We start from the raw sequence: 19667 nt of genomic DNA, 5'->3' as shown, positions 1-19667 counted from the left end.
TAAAAATGCTTCACTGCACAACGGCGCAGGAGCGCGCGGCTTATAGTCCTGCGCTGATGGCATAGCCTAGCCCGTTTTCGGGCCTGTGGCATGCGAAAACGGCATAGGTTCGCCCGTTGCGTTCCCATGGACCCCTCAAATGGTGACCTGGGTTCCGACTTCAACCACACGCCCCGTCGGAATTTGGAAGTAGTCAGTTGCATCGTTAGCAGACCTGCTGAGAGCAATGAAAAGGTTATCCTGCCACAACGGCATGCCGGACTGCGCCGACGCCTTCAGCGAGCGCCGCGACACGAAGAACGAGGTCGACATGATGTCGAACTGCCAGCCCTGCTTGCGCGCGATCGCGAGCGCCTTGGGCACGTTCGGCTGTTCCATGAAGCCGAAGCGCAGGCGGACCTTGGAGAACTTTTCGCTGATCTTCTCCATCTTGCAGCGTTCTGAGAGATCGACCCTCGGCGTGTGCGCGGTTTCGATGGTCAGGATCACATTGTGCTCGTGCAGCACCTTGTTGTGCTTGAGATTGTGCAACAGCGCCGTCGGGACGAAGGCGGGGTCGCTGGTCAGAAACACTGCCGTGCCTTTGACGATGTGCGGCGGGCGCTTCTCCAGGCTGCGGATCAGATCGTCGAGTGGCACTTCGATCCGGCGCGTCTTCTGGATCAGAATCCCCGACCCGCGTCGCCAGGTCCAGATCGTCCCGGCCATGGCCGCGCCGAACAACAGCGGCACCCAGGCACCTTCGAGCAACTTCAGCAGATTGGCGCTGAAGAAGGTCATGTCGACCATGACGAAGGGCAGGATCACGGCTGCAGCGGTCGCGGCCTTCCAGTTCCACAATTTCCAGATCACGACGAAGCCCATGATCCCGTCGGCGACCATCGTCGTGGAGACCGCGATGCCGTAGGCCGAAGCGAGATTGCTGGGCGTGTGGAACAACAGCACCAGCAGCATCACGCCGATCAGCAAGAGCCGGTTGACGCGCGGCAGATAGATCTGGCCGGCATGCGTCTCGGAGGTGTAGCGCACCTCGAAGCGCGGCAAGAGGCCGAGCTGCACCGCCTGGTAGACCAGCGAATAAGCGCCGGTGATCACCGCCTGACTCGCGATCACGGTGGCTGCCGTTGCAAGCCCCACAAGCGGCAGCACCAGATGCTCGGGCACCATGCGATAGAACGAGTGCTCAATTGCGCTTGGATCGGACAGCACCAGAGCGCCCTGCCCGAAATAATTGATCAGCAGCGAGGGCAGGACGAAGAACATCCAGGCCGACTGGATGGGCTTGCGGCCGAAATGGCCGAGATCGGCATAGAGCGCTTCGCCACCGGTCACGGCGAGAAACACGGCGCCGAGCGTCACCAGGCCGATCGTGCCGTGCGACAGCAGGAACCGCAGCGCATAGTAAGGATTGATCGCGGCCAGCACCGACGGATCGTCGGCGATGTGAATGACGCCCAGCAGCGCGAGACACGTGAACCAGACCACCATCACCGGCCCGAACGCCGAGGCCACCATCGCTGTCCCCTTGCTCTGGACCGCGAACAGCAGCACGAGAATCAGCACCGTGAGCGGCACGACATAATGCTCGAACGCCGGCGTCGCGAGCTTGAGGCCGTCGACCGCCGACAGCACCGAGATCGCCGGCGTGATCATGGAGTCGCCGATGAACATGGAGGCGCCGACCACGCCGAGCGCGAGCAGGAACCAGCTCCGTCGCCCCAGCGCGCGCTGGCCCAGCGCCATCAGCGAGAGCGTGCCACCCTCCCCGTTATTGTCGGCGCGCAGCAGCAGCAGCACGTATTTGGCAGTGACGACGATCAGCAGGGCCCACAGAATCAGCGAGAGCACGCCGAGCACCATGATCCGCGTCACCGCCTCGCCGTGAGCCGCGCCCCGAACCGCTTCGTGGAATGCGTAGAGCGGCGAGGTGCCGATGTCGCCGAAGACAACGCCGATGCTCCCGAGCGTGAGGGACCAAAAGCCCGAAGTGACCGGCCCGTCCCGGGTCTCGGTCGATGTGATGCTCGCCGTCATGAGGGGGGAAAACGCTTCGTCCCTGGAATTGATCCGGCGCCTATTGACGCTTCCGGGGCGCCTGTCAATCGACCCGCCACCATAGCAGGAGTCTCCGCGGATGCTGTAACGGCACGGCCACGCTCTCCGCCCTCGCGACTGACGGTCCTAGGTAAAATGGTAGCGCAAGAGGTTTAGGGCTTCAAGTTCGGCGGCAGCGGCGGATCTTCACGCATCAAGGTGATGGTCACGCGGCGGTTCGCGGCGAGTGACGGATCGTCAGGGAACAGAGGCTGGGTGTCCGCCTTGCCGGAGACGGCAAAAATGTGCGACGGCGGCAGGCCCTCACGCTCGAGGATCTGGCGGACCGCGTTGGCGCGGTCGGCCGACAGATCGAAGGCGCCGTAGTCGCTGTGGGTCGGCACGAAACCGGCCGCAGTATGTCCGGCGATGGAGACGCGTAAGGGGGTCGCCTTGAGCGGGATCGCAAGCTTCTCGATCAGGCGGCGGGTACGATCGTAGGGGACCTTGGAGCCGTCAGCGAACATCGAGCGGCCGTCCTGGTCCACGATCTCCAGATTCAGCCCCTGCTTGGTCTCCTCGAACATGATGTGCTTGGACATCTCGGTCAGCTCCGGCATGTCCTGCAACGCCTGGCGCAGCGAGGCGGCGGCGAGCGCAAAATTGCGATCGACCTTCAGCTTTGCGCCCGAGGTGCGGTCGCGGTCCTCCTGGTCCGGTGTCGGTGTGTTCGACGATTCCTCGGGCTGGATGTGGTCGACGTTTTTCAGCCGCGCGCGGGTCGGCAGGCCGTCGGATTCGATGATGCCGGCATAGCGGGCTTCACTCTGGACGCCGAAGGCCTCGCGCATGGAGCCCGCGACGATCTTCAGCTTGTTGGCATCCTGGGTCGAGAACGCGACCAGCATCACGAAAAACGCCAGCAGCAAGGCCATCAGGTCGGCGAACGTCACGAACCAGCCATGGCCGCCGTGTGCTTCCTCGCGCTTTTTCTTCGCCATGGCTCGGATCCCGAGTCCGCCCTTACGCCGGAACCGGCTCGCCCTCGCCGTGGCGGTGCTTTTCGGGCAGATAGGCCAGCAGCATTTCGCGCACCAGAGTCGGGCTCTTGGAGTCGCGGATCATCAGGATGCCGTCGATGATCAGCGTACGATTGGTTTCCTCGTCGATCAGCTTGCCATGCAGCTTGTCGGCGATGGGCAGGCAGAGCAGGTTCGCGACCAGCGCACCGTAGAGAGTTGCCAGCAGAGCGGTCGCCATGAACGGGCCGAGCTTGGAGGGATCCGACATGTTCGAAAACATCTGCACCATGCCGATCAGCGTTCCGATCATCCCGAACGCAGGCGCGCAGTCGCCGACGGCGCGATAGATCTTGCTGCCTTCGTTGAGATGCAACAGGAAATTGTCGCGGTCGCGCTCCATATTGTCCCTGATGAAGTCGAGGTCGTAACCGTCGGCGACGTAGCGGATGCCCTTGGCGAGGAACGGTTCGTCGGTCTCGACCTTTTCCAGGCCGACCGGACCCTGCTTGCGCGCGATCTCGGCGATGCGGGCGAGTTCGTCGACCAGGTCATGCGCCGACAGCCGGCTCATCGTGAAGGCGAATTTGAGACCGAGCGGCAGGCCGTGCGCCAGCACCGAGAGCGGAAAGCGGATCATGGTCGCTGCGGACGATCCGCCGAAGATGATGATCGCCGCATGATCGCTGATGAACATGTGCAGATCGCCGCCCAGAAACACCATCGTCGCGATGACGATCATGCCCGCCACGAGGCCGGCGCCCGTCATAATATCCATGGGAGTCTCCAAAGCGAACGCAGCAACGGCCGTCCTGGCCGGAGCGCGGTCCAACCCCGAACCGCACCGGAAACCCTAGAGCGGTGCTCTTAAAGCCGCGTAAAGGTTAAGTTCAGCCGATGCGACGGAGCAGCGTGCTTGGGGCGACAGGAACGGCTGCTTTGCCGTTCTGCGACACTCAATCTCAACCCTTTGCTAACCATAAAAGCGGCCCTCAGGCGGAGAGTCCTGTCAGCTTCAGGCTGAGCGCGCGCAAACGCCTGCGCGCATCGGCATCATAGGCCTGCGGATTGGCGCGCGCCTCGTTCATGCCGTCGAAGAAAAGGCCGCTTCGGCCCGTGACATCGTCGCCTTCGATCAGATGCAGGATCGCCGCACCACCCTGCTCGACCGTCGACAGCGGCGCGATACCGCCGGCACGCACCATGGTGGTGTTCATGTAAGTCGCCGGATGCAGCGCGTTCACGGTGATCCCGGCGTCCTTCAATTCTTCGGCGAGATCGATCGTGAACATGATCTGCGACAGCTTGCTCTGCGCATAGGCACGCGTGCCGCTGTAGCCCTTCGTGATCATGACGTCGTCGAAATCGACTGGATGCTGGCCAAGCGAGGCGACGTTCACGATACGCGAAGGCACGGCAGCCTTCAGCAACGGCATCAGCAGATGGACCAACAGGAAGCCAGAGAGGTAGTTCACGGCAAAACGCAGCTCGTGGCCATCGCGGCTTTCCTGCCTTTGCGGTCCGTCGCTCTGCGAGCCGATGCCGGCATTGCTGACCAGGACGTCGAGACGCGCGTGATCCCGCGTTACGGCCCTGGCGAGTTCGCGCGTGCCCGCCATCGACGACAGATCGGCCTGATAAAAGGTCGGCGCAACATGGCCGGCCTTCACGATCTCGTCGATCAGCGCTCTTGCACGCTCCGCATCGCGGCCATGAATGAGAACGCGCGCACCTTCGGCGGCAAGGCGGCTTGCAACGTAGCGTCCGACACCGTCGGTCGAGCCTGTGATCAGCACCGTCTTACCGCGCATGTCCATGAGGTCACTCCAGGCTCAGTGAATCTCCGCCGACTGCTTCAGCGCGGCCTTGAGCTTCTCCAGCGAGAAGTCGGGGCTGCGCGCGATCTCGAGGATGGGCGTCTCGCGGCGGCCGCAGAGCTCGGCGGCCTCGGGCAGCTTTGCCGCGAGATCGAGCGGGATCACGATGGCACCGTGCCGGTCGGCGTGGATCAGATCGTCGGAATTCACCGTCATGCCGGCGACCCGGACCTGACCGCCAAAGCTTTCCGCGTGGACCCACGCGTGCGACGGACCGATCGAGCCGGCCAACGCCTGGAAGCCCGGCGCCCATTGCGGGACATCGCGGATCGAACCGTCGGTGACGACGCCAAGACAGCCAAGCGCCTTATGGACGTTGCTCTGCACCTCGCCCCAGAACGCGCCGTAGCCGATATCGGGACCGTCGACGTCCTGGATCACCGAAATGCGCGGGCCATGGCCGGTGCCGACATACTCGTAATATTCGATGCGTCGCCTGGCCTGCTCTGCCGCGGGCAGCGGGGACTTCTGCACTGCGCGGATCGTCACGGTGCGGGCGTAGCCGACCATCGGCGGCAGCTCGGGGAACGGGCACACCAGCTGTTTGGTGGTGAAGCCGATCAACCGTCGCTCCGGTGCAATCAGCTCCATGGCGTTGCAGATGGTCGGCGTATCGTAGCGGCCCAGCGCTTCGAGGACGGCAGCGGGCAGCGGCCCGGTCGCGGTATCAGTCACGGCGTTCTCTCCCAGGTTGGCGGCCGCTGTTGACGCGGTGCCGCCGGCACTGGGCGATATAGCCGAGATCGGGCCTCAACCCAACTCGGGCGCTCTCATGGCAGATATCCGCGTGCGATCGCTCAGTGCAAGCGTCCGGGCCGGTCATCATCGTGCGGAGGTTCAGACAAGCTCGCCATTGTCGGCGCCGACGGCGGCGACGAAACTTCGCCGGCCACGGGCGCAGTGGCTTGCGTTGCGCGCGCCTGGTCGCGGTAGGATTTGTAGCCGAGAGGCAGGCCCAGCAAATAGAGCGCCGTACCGACCAGGAGCACGTGCCAGGGATAGGCAATCAGGATCGCAATGAAGACGACCACGGCGACGAAGGCCGGCAACACCAGTTCTGGCGACACACGCATACGCTTGGTCTTGCCGGAGAACACCGGCAGCCGCGAGACCATCAGGAAGGCGATCAGCAGCGTATAGGCAGCCGTCAAAGCGGCCGGCGCGCGGCCGAGATCGAGGAAGGCAGCATAGATCGGCAGCAGCACGGTGATCGCACCGGCCGGCGCCGGTACGCCCGTGAAGAAATTGGCGGCGAAAGCGGGCTTGTTCGGATCGTCCATCGTGGCATTGAAGCGCGCAAGCCGCAAACCGCCTGAGATCGCAAACACCATGGCGGCGATCCAGCCGGCATTGCCGAGCTCGTGCAGCTGCCAGAAGTACAGCATCAGGCCGGGCGCGACGCCGAAATTGACGAAGTCGGCGAGGCTGTCGAGCTCGGCGCCGAATTTGGACTGCCCCTTGATCATGCGGGCGACGCGCCCGTCGATGCCGTCGAGCGCGGCCGCGAACACGATCGCGTAAACGGCCAGCGCCATCCGCCCCTCGATCGACAGCCGGATCGAGGTCAGGCCGGCGCAGATCGCCAGCAGCGTGATGACATTGGGCACCAGCATCCGCACCGGGATCGGGCGGAACCGCCGGCGGCGAAGATCTGGATCTCGGAAGTCGTAGGGGGTCATTGGCTCGTCCTCACCTGCAGGCGAGATATAGCAAGCCGTGCTCCCCTGCGCCATTGCGGCGGAGGGCCCCCGACACGGGCTGCCTGTCAACTGGCGCGGTAGGCGCGGGCCGGGGTCGTCTCCGGTGAGATCGGCCAGGATGGTCTCCCCGGCGATCGCGGTCTGGCCTTCCGAGACCAGCGCCTTGGTGCCGACAGGCAGATAGATATCGAGCCGCGAGCCGAAGCGGATCAGGCCGAACCGCTCACCGGCCCCGACGGCCTGCCCTTCCCTCACGAAGCAGACGATGCGCTTCGCCACGAGGCCAGCGATCTGGATCACGCCGATGCGGCCCTGTGGGGTCGAGATGACGAGCGAATTGCGCTCATTGTCCTCGCTCGCCTTGTCGAGTTCGGCATTGATGAACAGGCCAGGGCGATAGGCGATGCGGTCCACCCTGCCCGCGATCGGGCTCCGATTCACGTGACAGTTGAACACGCTCATGAACACCGAGATGCGCGGCAGAGGCCGGTCGCCGAGGCCGAGCTCAGCCGGCGGCAACGCCATGGTGACCATCGAGACCCGACCGTCGGCCGGCGACACCACGAGCCCGTCACGCTGGGGCGTCACGCGCACGGGATCGCGGAAGAACAGCGCACACCACACGGTCAGGATGGTGCCGATCCACCCCAGCGGCGACCACAGCCAGAACAATGCGAGGCTTGCCAGCGCAAAGCCGCCGATGAAGGGATAGCCCTCCTTGTGGATCGGCGGGATCTGACGCTGGATGGAATCGAGAATGGACATGCTATCTGCCGCTCAGGAGGGTGATGGCGCGGGTCGTCTCGCGCACCGGGGTTGTTTAGGCCAGAGTTGGGACCGGAGACAAGCTCACTCCGCGGCCGCCTGCGCCGTGAGGGTGTCCTCGACAAGCGGCGGCTCCCGGTTGGGGGCGTCGCTCGAATCGGCCATCCGGGCCAGCTTCTCACGGGCGGCTTCGGCCTCGCGCTGCCTGTTCCACATGCTGGCGTAGAGACCGTCGTGCGCGAGCAGGCTGGCATGGGTGCCGCGTTCGGCGATGCGGCCCTGGTCGAGCACGATGATCTCGTCGGCACCGACGATTGTCGAGAGCCGGTGCGCGATCACCAGCGACGTCCGGTTCTTTGCCACGCGGTCCAGCGCGCCCTGGATTTCGTGCTCGGTGTGGGTGTCGAGCGCCGATGTCGCCTCGTCCAGCACCAGGATCGGCGGCGCCTTCAACACCGTGCGCGCGATCGCCACGCGCTGCTTCTCGCCGCCTGACAGTTTCAGGCCGCGCTCGCCGACCTGGGTCTCGTAGCCCATCGGCGCCATGCGTATGAAATGGTCGATCTGCGCCAGCCGCGCCGCCTCCTCGACCTCCTCATCGCCGGCATCCCAGCGTCCGTAGCGGATGTTGTAGCGGATGGTGTCGTTGAACAGCACGGTATCCTGCGGCACCATGCCGATCGAGGCGCGCAAGCTCGCCTGCGTGACCTCGCGGATATCCTGGCCGTCGATCAAAATCCTGCCGCCGGAAACGTCGTAGAGACGGAACAAGAGCCGCGAGATGGTCGACTTGCCGGCGCCTGAAGGGCCGACGATGGCGACGGTCTTGCCGGCCGGCACTTCGAAGCTGATGCCCTTCAGGATCGGCCGCGTCGGCTCATAGGCAAACCGCACATCCTCGAACCGCACCGTGCCGGCGGAGACCGCCAGCGGCTGTGCATTTGGCGCATCCTTGATCTCGGCCTCACGGCCGATCACGTTGAACATCTTCTCGATGTCGATGATCGCCTGCTTGATCTCGCGATAGACCATGCCCATGAAATTCAGCGGCTGGTAGAGCTGGATCATCATGGCGTTGACCAGCACGAAATCGCCGACCGTGTGGGTGCCGTTGCGCACCCCGATCGCGCACATCAGCATGGTCGCGGTCAGTCCCAGCGTGAAGATCACGGCCTGGCCGGTGTTGAGCACGGCTAGCGAGGTATAGGTGTGAATACTCGCTTCCTCGTAGCGCGCGACCGACTTGTCGTAGCGCTGCGCCTCGCGGGCCTCGGCGCTGAAATATTTGACGGTCTCGTAGTTGAGCAACGAGTCGATCGCCTTGGTGTTCGCCTCGGTGTCGGAATCGTTCATCTTGCGGCGGATGCCGATCCGCCACTCGGTCGCGATGTAGGTGTAGTACATGTAGAGCGTGACCGTGATCAGGGTCGCGACCACGTAGCGCCAGTCGAACTGCCACAGCAGCACGGCCATCAGCAGCGAGACCTCGACGATGGTCGGGATCAGCTGCAGGATCACCATGCGCACGATGACCTCGATGCCTTCACGGCCGCGCTCGAGCACGCGGGTCAGCCCCCCGGTCTTGCGCTCCAGATGAAAGCGCAACGAGAGTTCGTGCATGTGGACGAAGGTGATGGTGGCGAGCTTGCGCACCGCATGCATGGCCACGCGGGCGAAGATGCCGTCGCGCCATTGCGTCAGCACCGCCATCACGATGCGCATGACGCCGTAGCTCGCGGTCAGAATCAGGGGCGATGCAACCACCCAGAGGTGCCAGTTGCTGGCTTGCACCGGCGCGGTGTTGGCGCCGGTGAGCGCATCGGTTGCCCATTTGAAGCTGAACGGCACCGTCAGCGTGATCAGCTTGGCGGCGAGCAGCAGCACCATCGACCAGACCACCCGCATCTTCAAATCGAAGCGGTCGCCCGGCCAGATATAAGGCCACAGATGCGCCAGCGTGCCCATCAGGGTGGCCCGCTCCAGCGGTCCAGCCGCGGAAGCAGGAACGTCGGAGCCGTCGGGCGATTGAGGTTGATCCATCAAGAAAGCCTAGAGCCCACCGGATGCGGCGGCGCTGCGATTAACGATTTGCGCCCATGATATAGAGACTTCCCGATGCCAACGCACCCCGCCAGATGGCGAATATTCGATTGTTTGTCGTCGTTTACCGGTAGATTTCCGGGTAGTCCGAATCACCCGAGGGGCTTGACGCCCCTTCGCTGCAATGCATCATGGTATCAATGAGCACGATCAAAACCGTCTGTGTCTATTGCGGCTCCGGTCCCGGAACCAATCCCCACTTCACCGAAGGCGCCAAGGCGTTCGGCAAGGCGCTTGCCGAGAGCAACATCCGCCTGGTCTATGGCGGCGGCTCGCTTGGCCTGATGGGCTCGGTGGCGACCTCCGTGCTTGATCACGGCGGCACTGTCACCGGCATCATTCCCGAATTCCTGCGCAAGCGCGAGAACGCGCTCACCCGCGTGCAGGAGATGATCGTCACGCCCGACATGCACGAGCGCAAGCGGCTGATGTTCGAGCGTTCGGACGCCTTCGTGGCGCTGCCGGGCGGCGTCGGCACGCTGGAAGAGCTGGTCGAGCAGTTGACCTGGAAACAGCTCGGCCGTCACGCCAAGCCAGTGTTGCTCGCCAATATCGACAATTTCTGGGAGCCGCTGTTCTCGCTGCTGTCGCACATGCGCCAGACCGAGTTCATCCGCGCCGGCCTTTCGGTCGATATTCTCAAGGCCGATCGCGTCGAGGATATCCTGCCGAAGCTGAGATCGGCCGCGACCCAGATCGCCGAGGCGGAAAAGCAGATGGCCCCGGACGTCGCCCGGAAGCTGTAATCAGTCCTGCGGAAACGTCACCGCCTCGATCCTGTTGCCATCGGGGTCGGTGACGAAGGCCGCGTAATAGCGCACGCGGTCATGCGGGCGGAGGCCCGGCGCGCCGTCGGATGCGCCGCCGGTCGCAAGCGCTGCGGCATGGAATGCGTCGACCTCGGCCGTCGTTTTTGCCCGCAGGCAGACATGCACGCCGCTCTCCGGGGCTACAGGCGGCATGGCCTCCCGCAGATTGATCCAGAATTCGGGATAGGCCTTGCCGAAGCCGATTGTACGCGGGCGCGTGACGAGACGTGCGAGCCCGAGGGCGGCGAGCGTGGCCTCGTAGAATTCAGCAGCGCGTTCGAGCTCGCTGACGCCGACGGAGATGTGGTCGATCATTCGTCGCGCTCCTCCCTCTCCTCCTCGTCATTGCGCGCGCAGCGAAGCAATCCAGAGTCTTTCCGTGGCGGCAGTCTGGATTGCTTCGCTGCGCTCCCAATGAGGGTTGGTGTGGTTACACCCTACGCCGGCGCGCCCGATTTCACGAGCTTGTAGATCACCGAATCCATCAGCGCCTGGAACGAGGCGTCGATGATGTTCGGCGACACGCCGACCGTGGTCCAGCGATCGCCATTCTCGTCCTCACTCTCGATCAGGACGCGCGTGACCGCGCCGGTGCCGCCATTGAGGATACGCACCCGGTAGTCGATCAGCTTCAATGCCTCGATGTACTTCTGGTACTTGCCGAGATCCTTGCGCAAGGCAACATCGAGCGCGTTGACGGGGCCGTTGCCCTCGGCGGCCGAGATCAGATGCTCGCCGGCGACGTCGACCTTGACCACGGCCAAGGCAACGGTGACGCGCTCGCCGTGCGAATTGTAGCGCTGCTCGACATTGACGTCGAATTGCTCGACCTCGAAATAATGCGGCACCTTGCCGAGCGTGCGCCGCGCCAGCAGATCGAACGAGGCGTTGGCGGATTCATAAGCGTATCCGGCCGCCTCACGCTGCTTCAACTCCTCGACCAGCCGCGTCAGCTTCGGATCGCTCTTCTCGTAAGGGATGCCGGCACGATCGAGCTCGGCGATCACGTTGGAGCGGCCGGCCTGGTCTGACACCAGCACCCTGCGGTGGTTGCCGACGGTCTCCGGCAACACATGCTCGTAGGTCTGCGGATCCTTCATCACGGCGGAGGCGTGAATGCCTGTTTTGGTAACGAAGGCGCTTTCGCCGACATAGGCCGCATGCCGGTTCGGCACGCGGTTGAGCATGTCGTCGAGCGTGCGCGAGATCTTGACGAGGGTCGCCAGCTTCTCCGGCGTGACCGAGATCTCGAAAGCCTCCGAAAACTCCTTCTTCAATTTCAAGGTCGGGATCAGCGAACAGAGATTGGCGTTGCCGCAGCGCTCGCCGAGGCCGTTCAGCGTGCCCTGGATCTGCCGCGCGCCGGCGCGCACCGCGGCGAGCGAATTGGCCACCGCCTGCTCGGTGTCGTTATGGGCGTGGATGCCGACGTGATCGCCGGGGATATGTTTCGTCACTGAAGTGACGATGGCTTCGACCTCGTTTGGCATGGTGCCGCCATTGGTGTCGCACAGGACCACCCAGCGCGCGCCGGCGTCATAGGCCGCCTTGGCACAGGCGAGCGCAAAACCCGCATCTTCCTTGTAGCCGTCAAAAAAGTGCTCGCAGTCGAGCATGACTTCGCGGCCGGCGGCCTTCGCCGCCGCGACGCTGTCACGGATCGAGGCGAGATTCTCCTCCTTCGTCGTCTCCAGCGCGACACGCACCTGATAGGCCGAGGACTTTGCCACGAAGCAGATCGCGTCCGCCTTTGCTTCAAGAAGTCCCGCAACGCCGGGATCGTTGGACACCGAGCGCCCTGCCCGCCGGGTCATGCCAAAGGCGGTGAAGCGCGCGTGCTCGAGCTTGGGCTTGGTGCCGAAGAATTCGGTGTCGAGAGGATTGGCGCCGGGATAGCCGCCCTCGACATAATCGATGCCGAGATCATCGAGCATGCCGGCGATGACCTGCTTGTCCTCAAGCGTGAAATCGACGCCGTTGGTCTGCGCGCCGTCGCGCAGCGTGGTATCGAACAGATAAAGGCGCTCCTTGCTCATTGTGGTGCTCCGAGCGTCTTCTTCATCGTGGTGTTGGCGAGCCATTCGTCATTCATCGTGACGCTGTTACGCTGCTGGGCGGTGTAGCCGCGCTTGGCGAAGAAGTTTTGCGCGGTGTCGCTGGCATCGACGGTGAGCGCCGCAGCGCCGCGGCCGCCGGCGAGCTTCTCCAGCGCATCGACCAGCATGGTCGCGATGCCCTGCCGGCTGACGGCCGGATGCACATAGAGCATGCGGATGTGATCGGGGCCGCGCAGCGAAGCGAAGCCGACCGGCGAGCCATCCAGCGTGGCGATCAGCGTCAGGTCGGAGGCGAGCCGCTTGCCGAACTCCTCGGTCTCGGCCGCCTCCATCCAGGCTTCCTGCTGCGCCTCGCTGTAATCGTCGCCGGTCAGCTCCTGGATGCTGGCGACGAAGATCGCGGCCAGCATCGGGACATCGGCCGGCAGGAACGGCCGCAAGCCTGGCTTGGGATGCGCTTGTGCCATCACGCGAGCTCCCAGGTCGTCACGGGTTTGCCATCGGCATCCTTGCCATCCTTGATCACGACGCCCTTGGCCGCGAGCTCGTCACGGATACGATCGGACTCCTTAAAATCCTTTCGCGCGCGCGCAGCCGCGCGCTCCGCGATGAGACGGTCGATCTCGGCGGCATCAATGCCACTCGCCTGCTGCTTACGACCTTCCCATTGCGCAGCGCTTTCGGACAGGAAACCGAGCAGGCGCAAGGAAGCCGAAAGGCCGGCCGCATCGGACGCATTGCGCAGACCATGCAGCGCCGCGATTGCTTGCGGCGTGTTGAGATCGTCGAGCAACGCATCGACCACTGCTGTCCCCGGCTTCGACGGCGCGACGTCGGCCGCAAGGCGATACCACTCATTGAGCGTCTTGGCGCTCTCTTCCAGCGACTTCATGGTCCAGTCGATCGGCGAGGTGTAGTGCGTCTTCAGCATGTTGAGGCGCAGCACCTCACCCGGCCAGTCCACCAGCAGCTCGTGAATGGTGATGAAGTTACCAAGCGACTTGGACATCTTCTCGCTTTCGACCTGCAGGAAGCCGTTATGCATCCAATAGTTCGCCATGCGCTGCTGGTGGAAGGCGCAGCAGGTCTGCGCGACCTCGTTCTCGTGATGCGGAAATACGAGATCGATGCCGCCACCGTGGATGTCGAACTGCTCGCCGAGATGTTTCCAGGCCATGGCCGAGCACTCGATGTGCCAGCCCGGGCGCCCCTCGGTCTTGATGCCCGCCGGTGATGGCCAGGACGGCTCGCCCGGTTTCGACGGCTTCCAAAGCACGAAGTCTGTGGAATCCTTTTTGTAAGGCGCAACGTCAACGCGCGCGCCGGCGATCATCTCGTCGAGCGAGCGCCTCGACAGCGCACCATAGCGCGGCAGCGTGGCGTTCGCCGCGTTCATCGCCTGCGGCGAGAACAGCACGTGGTCCTCGGCGGCATAGGCAAAGCCACCCTTGATCAGCATTTCGATGATCTCGCGCATCTCGCCGATGTGCTCGGTCGCGCGCGGCTCGACGCTCGGCCGCAGCGCGCCGAGCGCGTCGACGTCGGCGTGAAACTGCTTTCCGGTCTGCTCGGTGACTTTGCGGATCGCCTCGTTCAGCGGCAGGCCGGGAAAATCCCGCGCGGCACGGTCGTTGATCTTGTCGTCGACGTCGGTGATGTTGCGGACATATTTGACATGCGCCTCGCCATAGATGTGGCGCAGCAGCCGAAACAGCACATCGAACACGATCACCGGCCGCGCATTGCCGATATGGGCGAAGTCATAGACGGTCGGTCCGCAGACGTACATGCGGACGTTGTTCGCATCGAGCGGCACGAAGGTGCGCTTTTCCCGGCTCAACGTATCGTAAAGACGCAATTCCATTGGGGCACCCGTCGGCTGTTGGCCGGGCGTCCAGTGCTCTCAATGTGTTTTGAGAAAAGACGGCTCCAGCCAGCGAATCGCTAGCTCGTAATCTCGCGGCAAATAATGCAGATGGCGAGGAGACCGTTCATGCGGCGACATATGGGCCACGAAGGCGCCTTCCGTCAAGAGAGCCGCGAAAATGCCGGCTTGTTTCGGCGATGGACGGCGGCCCCGTCTTGATGGTTCATGATCCTTAACCATTTGAGCCCATTCTGGAACCGGCAGTTTCCAGTTTTTCGCCCCAAGGTGTTTCATGCGATCCCTGCTCGCACTCGTGTCTTGCGCCTCCATCCTTGCGGCATCCGGCGCTTTCGCGGAGACCCGTGTCTTCATCATCACCGAGCAGTGCCTTGCCAAGGGCGAGAAATGCGGCGCGCAGGTCGCCCGCACCTACTGCCAGTCACGGGACTTTGCACAGGCATCAAGCTACCGCCGGGTCGATCCCGACGAAATTACCGGCTCTGTCCCCAAATCCGGCGCAAACTGCTCCCATGGCCATTGCGACGAATATGTCGCAATCACCTGCCAGCGCTGAATTCGCTCGGAACTGGCGGACCTTAGGACCCGTTTACGGCCCCTGAAACGACGTGACGATGCCGCAGGAAGCGGTTATTGGAGGGCGCGCTTCGGCCCTCCAAATCGCATTGGAAAGTCACTTCGGGCCGTGACCTCGCTAGAATGGCGGATATGCCTGAATCTTTGTCTCTGTCTCGTCCCCGATCTCTCCTTGCGTGCACCGTGCTTCTGAGCTCGATCGTGCTCGCCACCGGCGCCTTTGCCCAGGCCGGGCCGCCGGGCGCGCCGCCTCCGCCTGCCCAAGTCGGCCCTGGGTCGAACCCGATGTGCGTGCGGCTGGAAGGGCAGCTCGCTGCGCTCGACCGCGGGGCGAGCGGCGATCCCGCGCGCGAGGAACAGATCCGCCGTTACCAGGATTCCCAGAGCCGCCAGCAGGCCGAGCTCGATCGCGTGACCATGCAGGCCAAGCGCATGGGCTGCGAATCCTCCGGCTTCTTCTCGCTGTTCAACGGCCAGTCGGCGCAATGCGGTCCTGTCAACACTCAGATCCAGCAGATGCGCGCCAATCTGGATCAGATCACCGGCAATCTCGAACGCCTGCGTAGCGGTCCCGGTGGCGGCAACCCTGAACGGGACAGCCAGCGCCGCTCGGTGCTGGTTGCGCTCGCGCAGAACAATTGCGGCCCGCAATATGCCAATGCCGCGCAGTCGCAGGGCGGCGGCAACTTCCTGACCAATCTCTTCGGCGGCGGCAACAACCCCAACAATCAGCAGCCGGGCGTCCCGCCCGCTGATCTCGGACCGCAGAGCGGCACTTATCGCACCGTCTGCGTGCGCACCTGCGACGGCGCCTATTTCCCGATCTCGTTTGCGACCGTGCCGGCGCGCTTCCCCGATGACGAGAGGACCTGCAAGGCGCTCTGCCCGGCGGCCGAAGCCGTGCTGTATGCCCACCGCAATCCCGGCGAGGACATGAGCTCGGCTGTCTCCATCAGCGGCCAGCCCTACACGTCGCTGCCGAATGCCTTCAAATTCCGCAGCGAGTTCAACCCGTCCTGCTCCTGCAAGGCGGCCGGCCAGAGCTGGGCCGACGCGCTGAAATCCGCCGACGACAAGGCGGCCGTCGAGCAGCAGGGTGACATCATCGTCACCGAAGAGAGCGCCAGGAAGATGCAGCAGCGGCAGCTCACCAAGGGCGCTCCTGCGACCGGAAAAAAAGGCGCACCTCCGGCGCAGGCGACGGCGAATGCACCCGCAGCAGCGCAGCCCCCGGACGCGAACACCACGACCACGTCGGAGAACAAGCCGATCCGCTCGGTCGGCCCGACCTTCCTGCCGCAGCAGCAGAAGTAGGTTTACCCCTCGAACGCGTCGATCGAGGCCTTGCTGCCGCGCGAGACCAGGGTCTCATCGGGCGCGGGCAGCTTCTCGCCGCGATCGCGAAAGCGGTTGGTGATGGGATAGCGGCGGTCGCGGCCGAAATTCTTGCGCGTCACCTTCACGCCGGGGGCGGCCTGACGGCGCTTGTATTCGGCGACGTTGAGGAGATGGTCGATCCGGGTCACCGTCTCGCGGTCGAAGCCCGCGGCGATGATCTGGTCGAGCGGCTCCTCGCGTTCGACCAGCCGCTCCAGGATCGCATCGAGCACCTCGTAGGCAGGCAGCGAATCCTGATCGGTCTGGTTCTCGCGCAGCTCCGCCGTCGGCGGGCGCGAAATGATGTCGGGCGGGATCACCTCGCCGGCGGGGCCGAGCGCCCCATCGGGCTTCCATGCATTGCGCAAGCTCGCCAGCCGGAACACCTGCGTCTTGTAGATGTCCTTGATCGGATTGAAGCCGCCATTCATGTCGCCGTAGAGCGTGGCGTATCCGACCGACATCTCCGACTTGTTGCCCGTCGTCACCACCATCAACCCGGTCTTGTTGGAGATCGCCATCAGCAGCGTGCCACGGGCGCGGGCCTGGAGGTTCTCCTCGGTAATGTCTGGCGGCAGGTTCTTGAAGAGGCCCGACAGGATGGTCTCGAAGCCGCCCACCGCTTCCGCGATTGGCAACACCTCGTAGCGGATGCCGAGATGGCCGGCGAGCTCGCCAGCGTCCGCGATCGAATGTGCCGCCGTATAGCGATAAGGCAGCATCACGCCGTGCACCTGATCGGCGCCCAGTGCATCGACAGCGATCGCCGCGCAAAGTGCGGAATCGATGCCGCCGGAAATGCCGAGCAACACGCCGGGGAAACCGTTTTTCGTGACGTAGTCGCGCAAACCCAGCACGCACGCGGCATAGTCTGCGCGGTCGCCTTCCGGCTGCTCGGCAATGGAACCAGTGCAATGCCAATCGCCACCATTTCGGGTGAAGCGCAGCGTGGTGATGCTTTCCGCGAACGCCGGCAATTGCGCGGCGAGCGAGAGATCGCCGTTGAGTGCGAAGGAGGCGCCGTCGAACACCAGCTCGTCCTGGCCGCAGACCTGGTTGAGATAGACCAGCGGCAGGCCGCTCTCGGTGACCCGCGCGACAGCGACCGACAGACGCACATCGTTCTTGTCGCGGGCATAGGGGGAGCCGTTCGGCACCAGAATGATCTCGGCGCCGGTCTCGGCCAGCGTCTCGACCACGTTCTCGTAATCCTCGGACTCTTCCAGCCAGATGTCCTCGCAGATCGGCACGCCGATCCGCACGCCGCGCACCGTGACGGGACCCGAAGCGGGCCCCCGCGCGAACAAGCGCTTCTCGTCGAACACGCCGTAATTCGGCAGGTTGCATTTGAAGCGAAGCGCAGCGATACGTCCGCCGTCGAGCAGCGCACAGGCATTGTAGAGCTTGCCGTCATCGACCCAGGGCGTGCCGACCAGCAACGCCGGGCCGCCATCGGCGGTCTCGCGCGCCAGCGCCTCGATGGCCGAGCGGCAGGCGGCCTGGAAGGACGGCTTCTGCACCAGATCCTCGGGCGGATAGCCCGCGATGAACAATTCCGGAAACAGCACGAGATCGGCGCCGTCGGCGACGGCTCGCCCACGCGCAGCACGTATCTTTGCGGCATTGCCGGCGATGTCGCCCACGGTCGGATTGAGCTGGGCGAGCGTCACCGCGAATGCGTTGAGACGTTCGGTCATGGCCGCCGTCCTCGCTTTAGAGGAATCCCAATCGCTCGATGATGGCGATGATCCAGAACGCGCCGGCCATCAACAGCGCGACGCCGACCGCGGCCGAGCCCATGTCCTTGACCCGGCCGATCTGCTTGTCGTGATCCAACGTCAGGCGGTCGGCGAGCTTCTCGATCGCGGTGTTGAGCAGCTCCACCACCAGCACGAAGGCGACCGAGCAGACCAGCTCGACCGCGCGTGTCGCGGTGGCGGCGACGAGCCACGCCACCGGCAGCGCCAGGATCAGCGCAAAGATCTCCTCGCGGACGGCCTGTTCCGAGCGGAACGCAAAGGCCAGACCGTTGCGGGAGTTGATCGTGGCCTTCCAGATCCGCAGCAAGGTCCTAGAGCCCCGCCGCGAACGGCATCGGCTTGGCTTTGCCGACGCGTTCCTGCTTGAGGAGCTCCGCGATCAGGAAGGCCATGTCGATGGATTGCTCGGCATTGAGGCGGGGATCGCAGACCGTATGGTAGCGGTCGTTGAGATCCTCGTCGGTGATGGCGCGGGCGCCGCCGATACATTCGGTGACGTCCTGGCCGGTCATCTCCAGATGCACGCCGCCGGCGTGGGTGCCTTCCGCGGCGTGGATCGTGAAGAACGACTTCACCTCCGACAGCACGCGGTCGAACGGCCGCGTCTTGTAGCCCGACGTGGAGGTGATGGTGTTGCCATGCATGGGATCGCATGACCAGACCACCACCCTGCCCTCGCGCTTCACCGCGCGGATCAGGCCGGGCAGATGATCGGCGACCTTGTCGGAGCCGAAACGATTGATCAGCGTCAGCCGGCCCGGCTCGTTGTCGGGGTTGAGAATGTCGATCAGCTTCAAGAGCTCGTCGGGCTTCAGCGACGGGCCGCACTTCAGGCCGATCGGGTTCTTGATGCCGCGGAAATATTCGACATGGCCGTGATCGAGCTGGCGGGTGCGGTCACCGATCCAGATCATGTGGCCCGAGGTCGCGTACCAGTCGCCGGTGGTGGAGTCGACGCGGGTCATGGCCTGCTCGTAGCCGAGCAGCAGCGCCTCATGGCTGGTGTAGAAATCGGTGGCGCGCAGCTCCGGATGGCTCTCGAGATCGAGGCCGCAGGCGCGCATGAAGTTGAGCGCCTCGGAAATGCGGTCGGCCAATTCCTTGTAGCGGCGGGACTGCGGGCTATCCTTGAGGAAGCCCAGCATCCATTGGTGCACGCTGCCGAGATTGGCGAAGCCGCCGGTCGCGAACGCGCGCAGCAGGTTCAGCGTCGCGGCCGACTGGCGATAGGCCATCAGCTGCCGCTGCGGATCCGGCACGCGCGCTTCCTTGGTGAACGCGATGTCGTTGACGATGTCGCCACGATAGCTCGGCAGCTCGACGCCGTTGACCTTCTCGGTCGGCGAGGAGCGCGGCTTGGCGAATTGACCGGCGATACGGCCGACCTTCACCACCGGCACCGCGCCGGCATAGGTCAACACCACCGCCATCTGCAACAGCACGCGGAAGAAGTCGCGGATGTTGTTGGCGCCGTGCTCGGCAAAGCTCTCGGCGCAGTCGCCGCCCTGGAGCAGGAAGGCCTCGCCGGCCGCCACGCGCCCGAGCGCCTTCTTCAGGTTGCGCGCCTCGCCGGCAAACACCAGCGGCGGGAAGGTTGCAAGTTGCGCCTCGACGTCGGCCAAGGCCTTGGCGTCGGGATAATCGGGCACCTGTAGCACCGGCTTGCTGCGCCAGGACTCGGGCGTCCACCGCTCGGACATCGCAATCT

General features: G+C 64.3%; 18 protein-coding genes and 1 pseudogene. 3 read left to right on the top strand and 16 right to left on the bottom strand.

Features of this window, described 5'->3' with window-relative positions; translation table 11 throughout:
- Positions 1 to 135 precede the first annotated feature (135 nt).
- From ACVW16_RS32440 to ACVW16_RS32405, 8 genes and pseudogenes are all read right to left on the bottom strand, one after another.
- Entirely contained in the window at positions 136 to 2034 is a 1899-nt protein-coding gene (locus ACVW16_RS32440) for a potassium transporter Kup (RefSeq protein ID WP_456802550.1), read from the bottom strand.
- Positions 2035 to 2207: 173 nt separating this feature from the next.
- Positions 2208 to 3035 (bottom strand): flagellar motor protein MotB, encoded by an 828-nt coding sequence (locus tag ACVW16_RS32435; protein ID WP_456734818.1) that lies wholly within the window; start codon positions 3033 to 3035, stop codon positions 2208 to 2210.
- Between the two features lie 22 nt (positions 3036 to 3057).
- Positions 3058 to 3831, bottom strand: coding sequence for a motility protein A (locus tag ACVW16_RS32430; RefSeq protein WP_456703044.1), 774 nt, complete (start codon positions 3829 to 3831; stop codon positions 3058 to 3060).
- A 214-nt stretch (positions 3832 to 4045) separates the two neighbouring features.
- Entirely contained in the window at positions 4046 to 4870 is an 825-nt protein-coding gene (locus ACVW16_RS32425) for an SDR family NAD(P)-dependent oxidoreductase (RefSeq protein ID WP_456734817.1), read from the bottom strand.
- A gap of 15 nt (positions 4871 to 4885) precedes the next feature.
- Positions 4886 to 5605, bottom strand: a complete 720-nt coding sequence (locus ACVW16_RS32420) for an RraA family protein (RefSeq protein WP_456703042.1) — start codon at positions 5603 to 5605, stop codon at positions 4886 to 4888.
- A gap of 122 nt (positions 5606 to 5727) precedes the next feature.
- Positions 5728 to 6609, bottom strand: a complete 882-nt coding sequence (locus ACVW16_RS32415) for a CDP-alcohol phosphatidyltransferase family protein (protein WP_456734816.1) — start codon at positions 6607 to 6609, stop codon at positions 5728 to 5730.
- A 108-nt stretch (positions 6610 to 6717) separates the two neighbouring features.
- Positions 6718 to 7395 (bottom strand): annotated as a pseudogene (locus tag ACVW16_RS32410) (phosphatidylserine decarboxylase); the annotation flags it as partial.
- Between the two features lie 84 nt (positions 7396 to 7479).
- Positions 7480 to 9435 (bottom strand): ABCB family ABC transporter ATP-binding protein/permease, encoded by a 1956-nt coding sequence (locus ACVW16_RS32405; protein ID WP_456734815.1) that lies wholly within the window; start codon positions 9433 to 9435, stop codon positions 7480 to 7482.
- A 200-nt stretch (positions 9436 to 9635) separates the two neighbouring features.
- On the opposite strand from ACVW16_RS32405, the gene ACVW16_RS32400 reads away from it, so the two are divergent.
- On the top strand, positions 9636 to 10241 hold the full coding sequence (locus tag ACVW16_RS32400; protein WP_456703038.1) for an LOG family protein: 606 nt from the start codon (positions 9636 to 9638) through the stop codon (positions 10239 to 10241).
- On the opposite strand, the gene ACVW16_RS32395 is transcribed toward ACVW16_RS32400, so the two are convergent.
- The 5 genes from ACVW16_RS32395 to ACVW16_RS32375 form a co-directional block, all read right to left on the bottom strand.
- Positions 10242 to 10619: a VOC family protein gene (locus tag ACVW16_RS32395; RefSeq protein ID WP_456734814.1), complete on the bottom strand. Its 378-nt coding sequence runs from the start codon at positions 10617 to 10619 to the stop codon at positions 10242 to 10244. It lies immediately after the preceding gene.
- A gap of 122 nt (positions 10620 to 10741) precedes the next feature.
- Positions 10742 to 12340 (bottom strand): citramalate synthase, encoded by a 1599-nt coding sequence (gene cimA / locus ACVW16_RS32390; protein ID WP_456703036.1) that lies wholly within the window; start codon positions 12338 to 12340, stop codon positions 10742 to 10744.
- Complete coding sequence (locus tag ACVW16_RS32385; protein WP_456703035.1) at positions 12337 to 12828, bottom strand: GNAT family N-acetyltransferase; 492 nt, start codon at positions 12826 to 12828, stop codon at positions 12337 to 12339. Before ACVW16_RS32385 ends, cimA begins: the two co-directional genes overlap by 4 nt.
- Positions 12828 to 14225, bottom strand: a complete 1398-nt coding sequence (gene cysS, locus ACVW16_RS32380) for a cysteine--tRNA ligase (protein WP_456734813.1) — start codon at positions 14223 to 14225, stop codon at positions 12828 to 12830. Before cysS ends, ACVW16_RS32385 begins: the two co-directional genes overlap by 1 nt.
- A gap of 39 nt (positions 14226 to 14264) precedes the next feature.
- Positions 14265 to 14522, bottom strand: coding sequence for a hypothetical protein (locus ACVW16_RS32375; protein ID WP_456734812.1), 258 nt, complete (start codon positions 14520 to 14522; stop codon positions 14265 to 14267).
- On the opposite strand from ACVW16_RS32375, the gene ACVW16_RS32370 reads away from it, so the two are divergent.
- Both ACVW16_RS32370 and ACVW16_RS32365 read left to right on the top strand, forming a co-directional pair.
- Positions 14521 to 14802 carry a hypothetical protein gene (locus ACVW16_RS32370; protein ID WP_456734811.1) on the top strand — a complete coding sequence of 94 codons (282 nt, stop codon included), beginning with the start codon at positions 14521 to 14523 and terminating at the stop codon, positions 14800 to 14802. The two genes, ACVW16_RS32375 and ACVW16_RS32370, sit on opposite strands and share 2 nt — an antisense overlap.
- 143 nt (positions 14803 to 14945) lie before the next feature.
- Positions 14946 to 16136 carry a DUF2865 domain-containing protein gene (locus tag ACVW16_RS32365; protein ID WP_456738517.1) on the top strand — a complete coding sequence of 397 codons (1191 nt, stop codon included), beginning with the start codon at positions 14946 to 14948 and terminating at the stop codon, positions 16134 to 16136.
- 2 nt (positions 16137 to 16138) lie between these two features.
- On the opposite strand, the gene ACVW16_RS32360 is transcribed toward ACVW16_RS32365, so the two are convergent.
- From ACVW16_RS32360 to ACVW16_RS32350, 3 genes are read right to left on the bottom strand one after another with little or no spacing between them, the layout of a single operon-like run.
- A complete protein-coding gene (locus ACVW16_RS32360) occupies positions 16139 to 17896 on the bottom strand; it encodes an NAD+ synthase (RefSeq protein ID WP_456734809.1) in 1758 nt (585 codons plus the stop codon).
- Between the two features lie 16 nt (positions 17897 to 17912).
- On the bottom strand, positions 17913 to 18266 hold the full coding sequence (locus ACVW16_RS32355) for a diacylglycerol kinase (RefSeq protein WP_092230217.1): 354 nt from the start codon (positions 18264 to 18266) through the stop codon (positions 17913 to 17915).
- 4 nt (positions 18267 to 18270) lie between these two features.
- Positions 18271 to 19659: a class II 3-deoxy-7-phosphoheptulonate synthase gene (locus ACVW16_RS32350; protein ID WP_456734808.1), complete on the bottom strand. Its 1389-nt coding sequence runs from the start codon at positions 19657 to 19659 to the stop codon at positions 18271 to 18273.
- Between the last annotated feature and the right edge of the window lie 8 nt (positions 19660 to 19667).

This window comes from Bradyrhizobium sp. USDA 4474 (genome assembly GCF_054057515.1).
The sequence above is the reverse complement of the archived record's forward strand: the minus strand, read 5'-3'. Positions and strand labels throughout refer to the sequence as shown.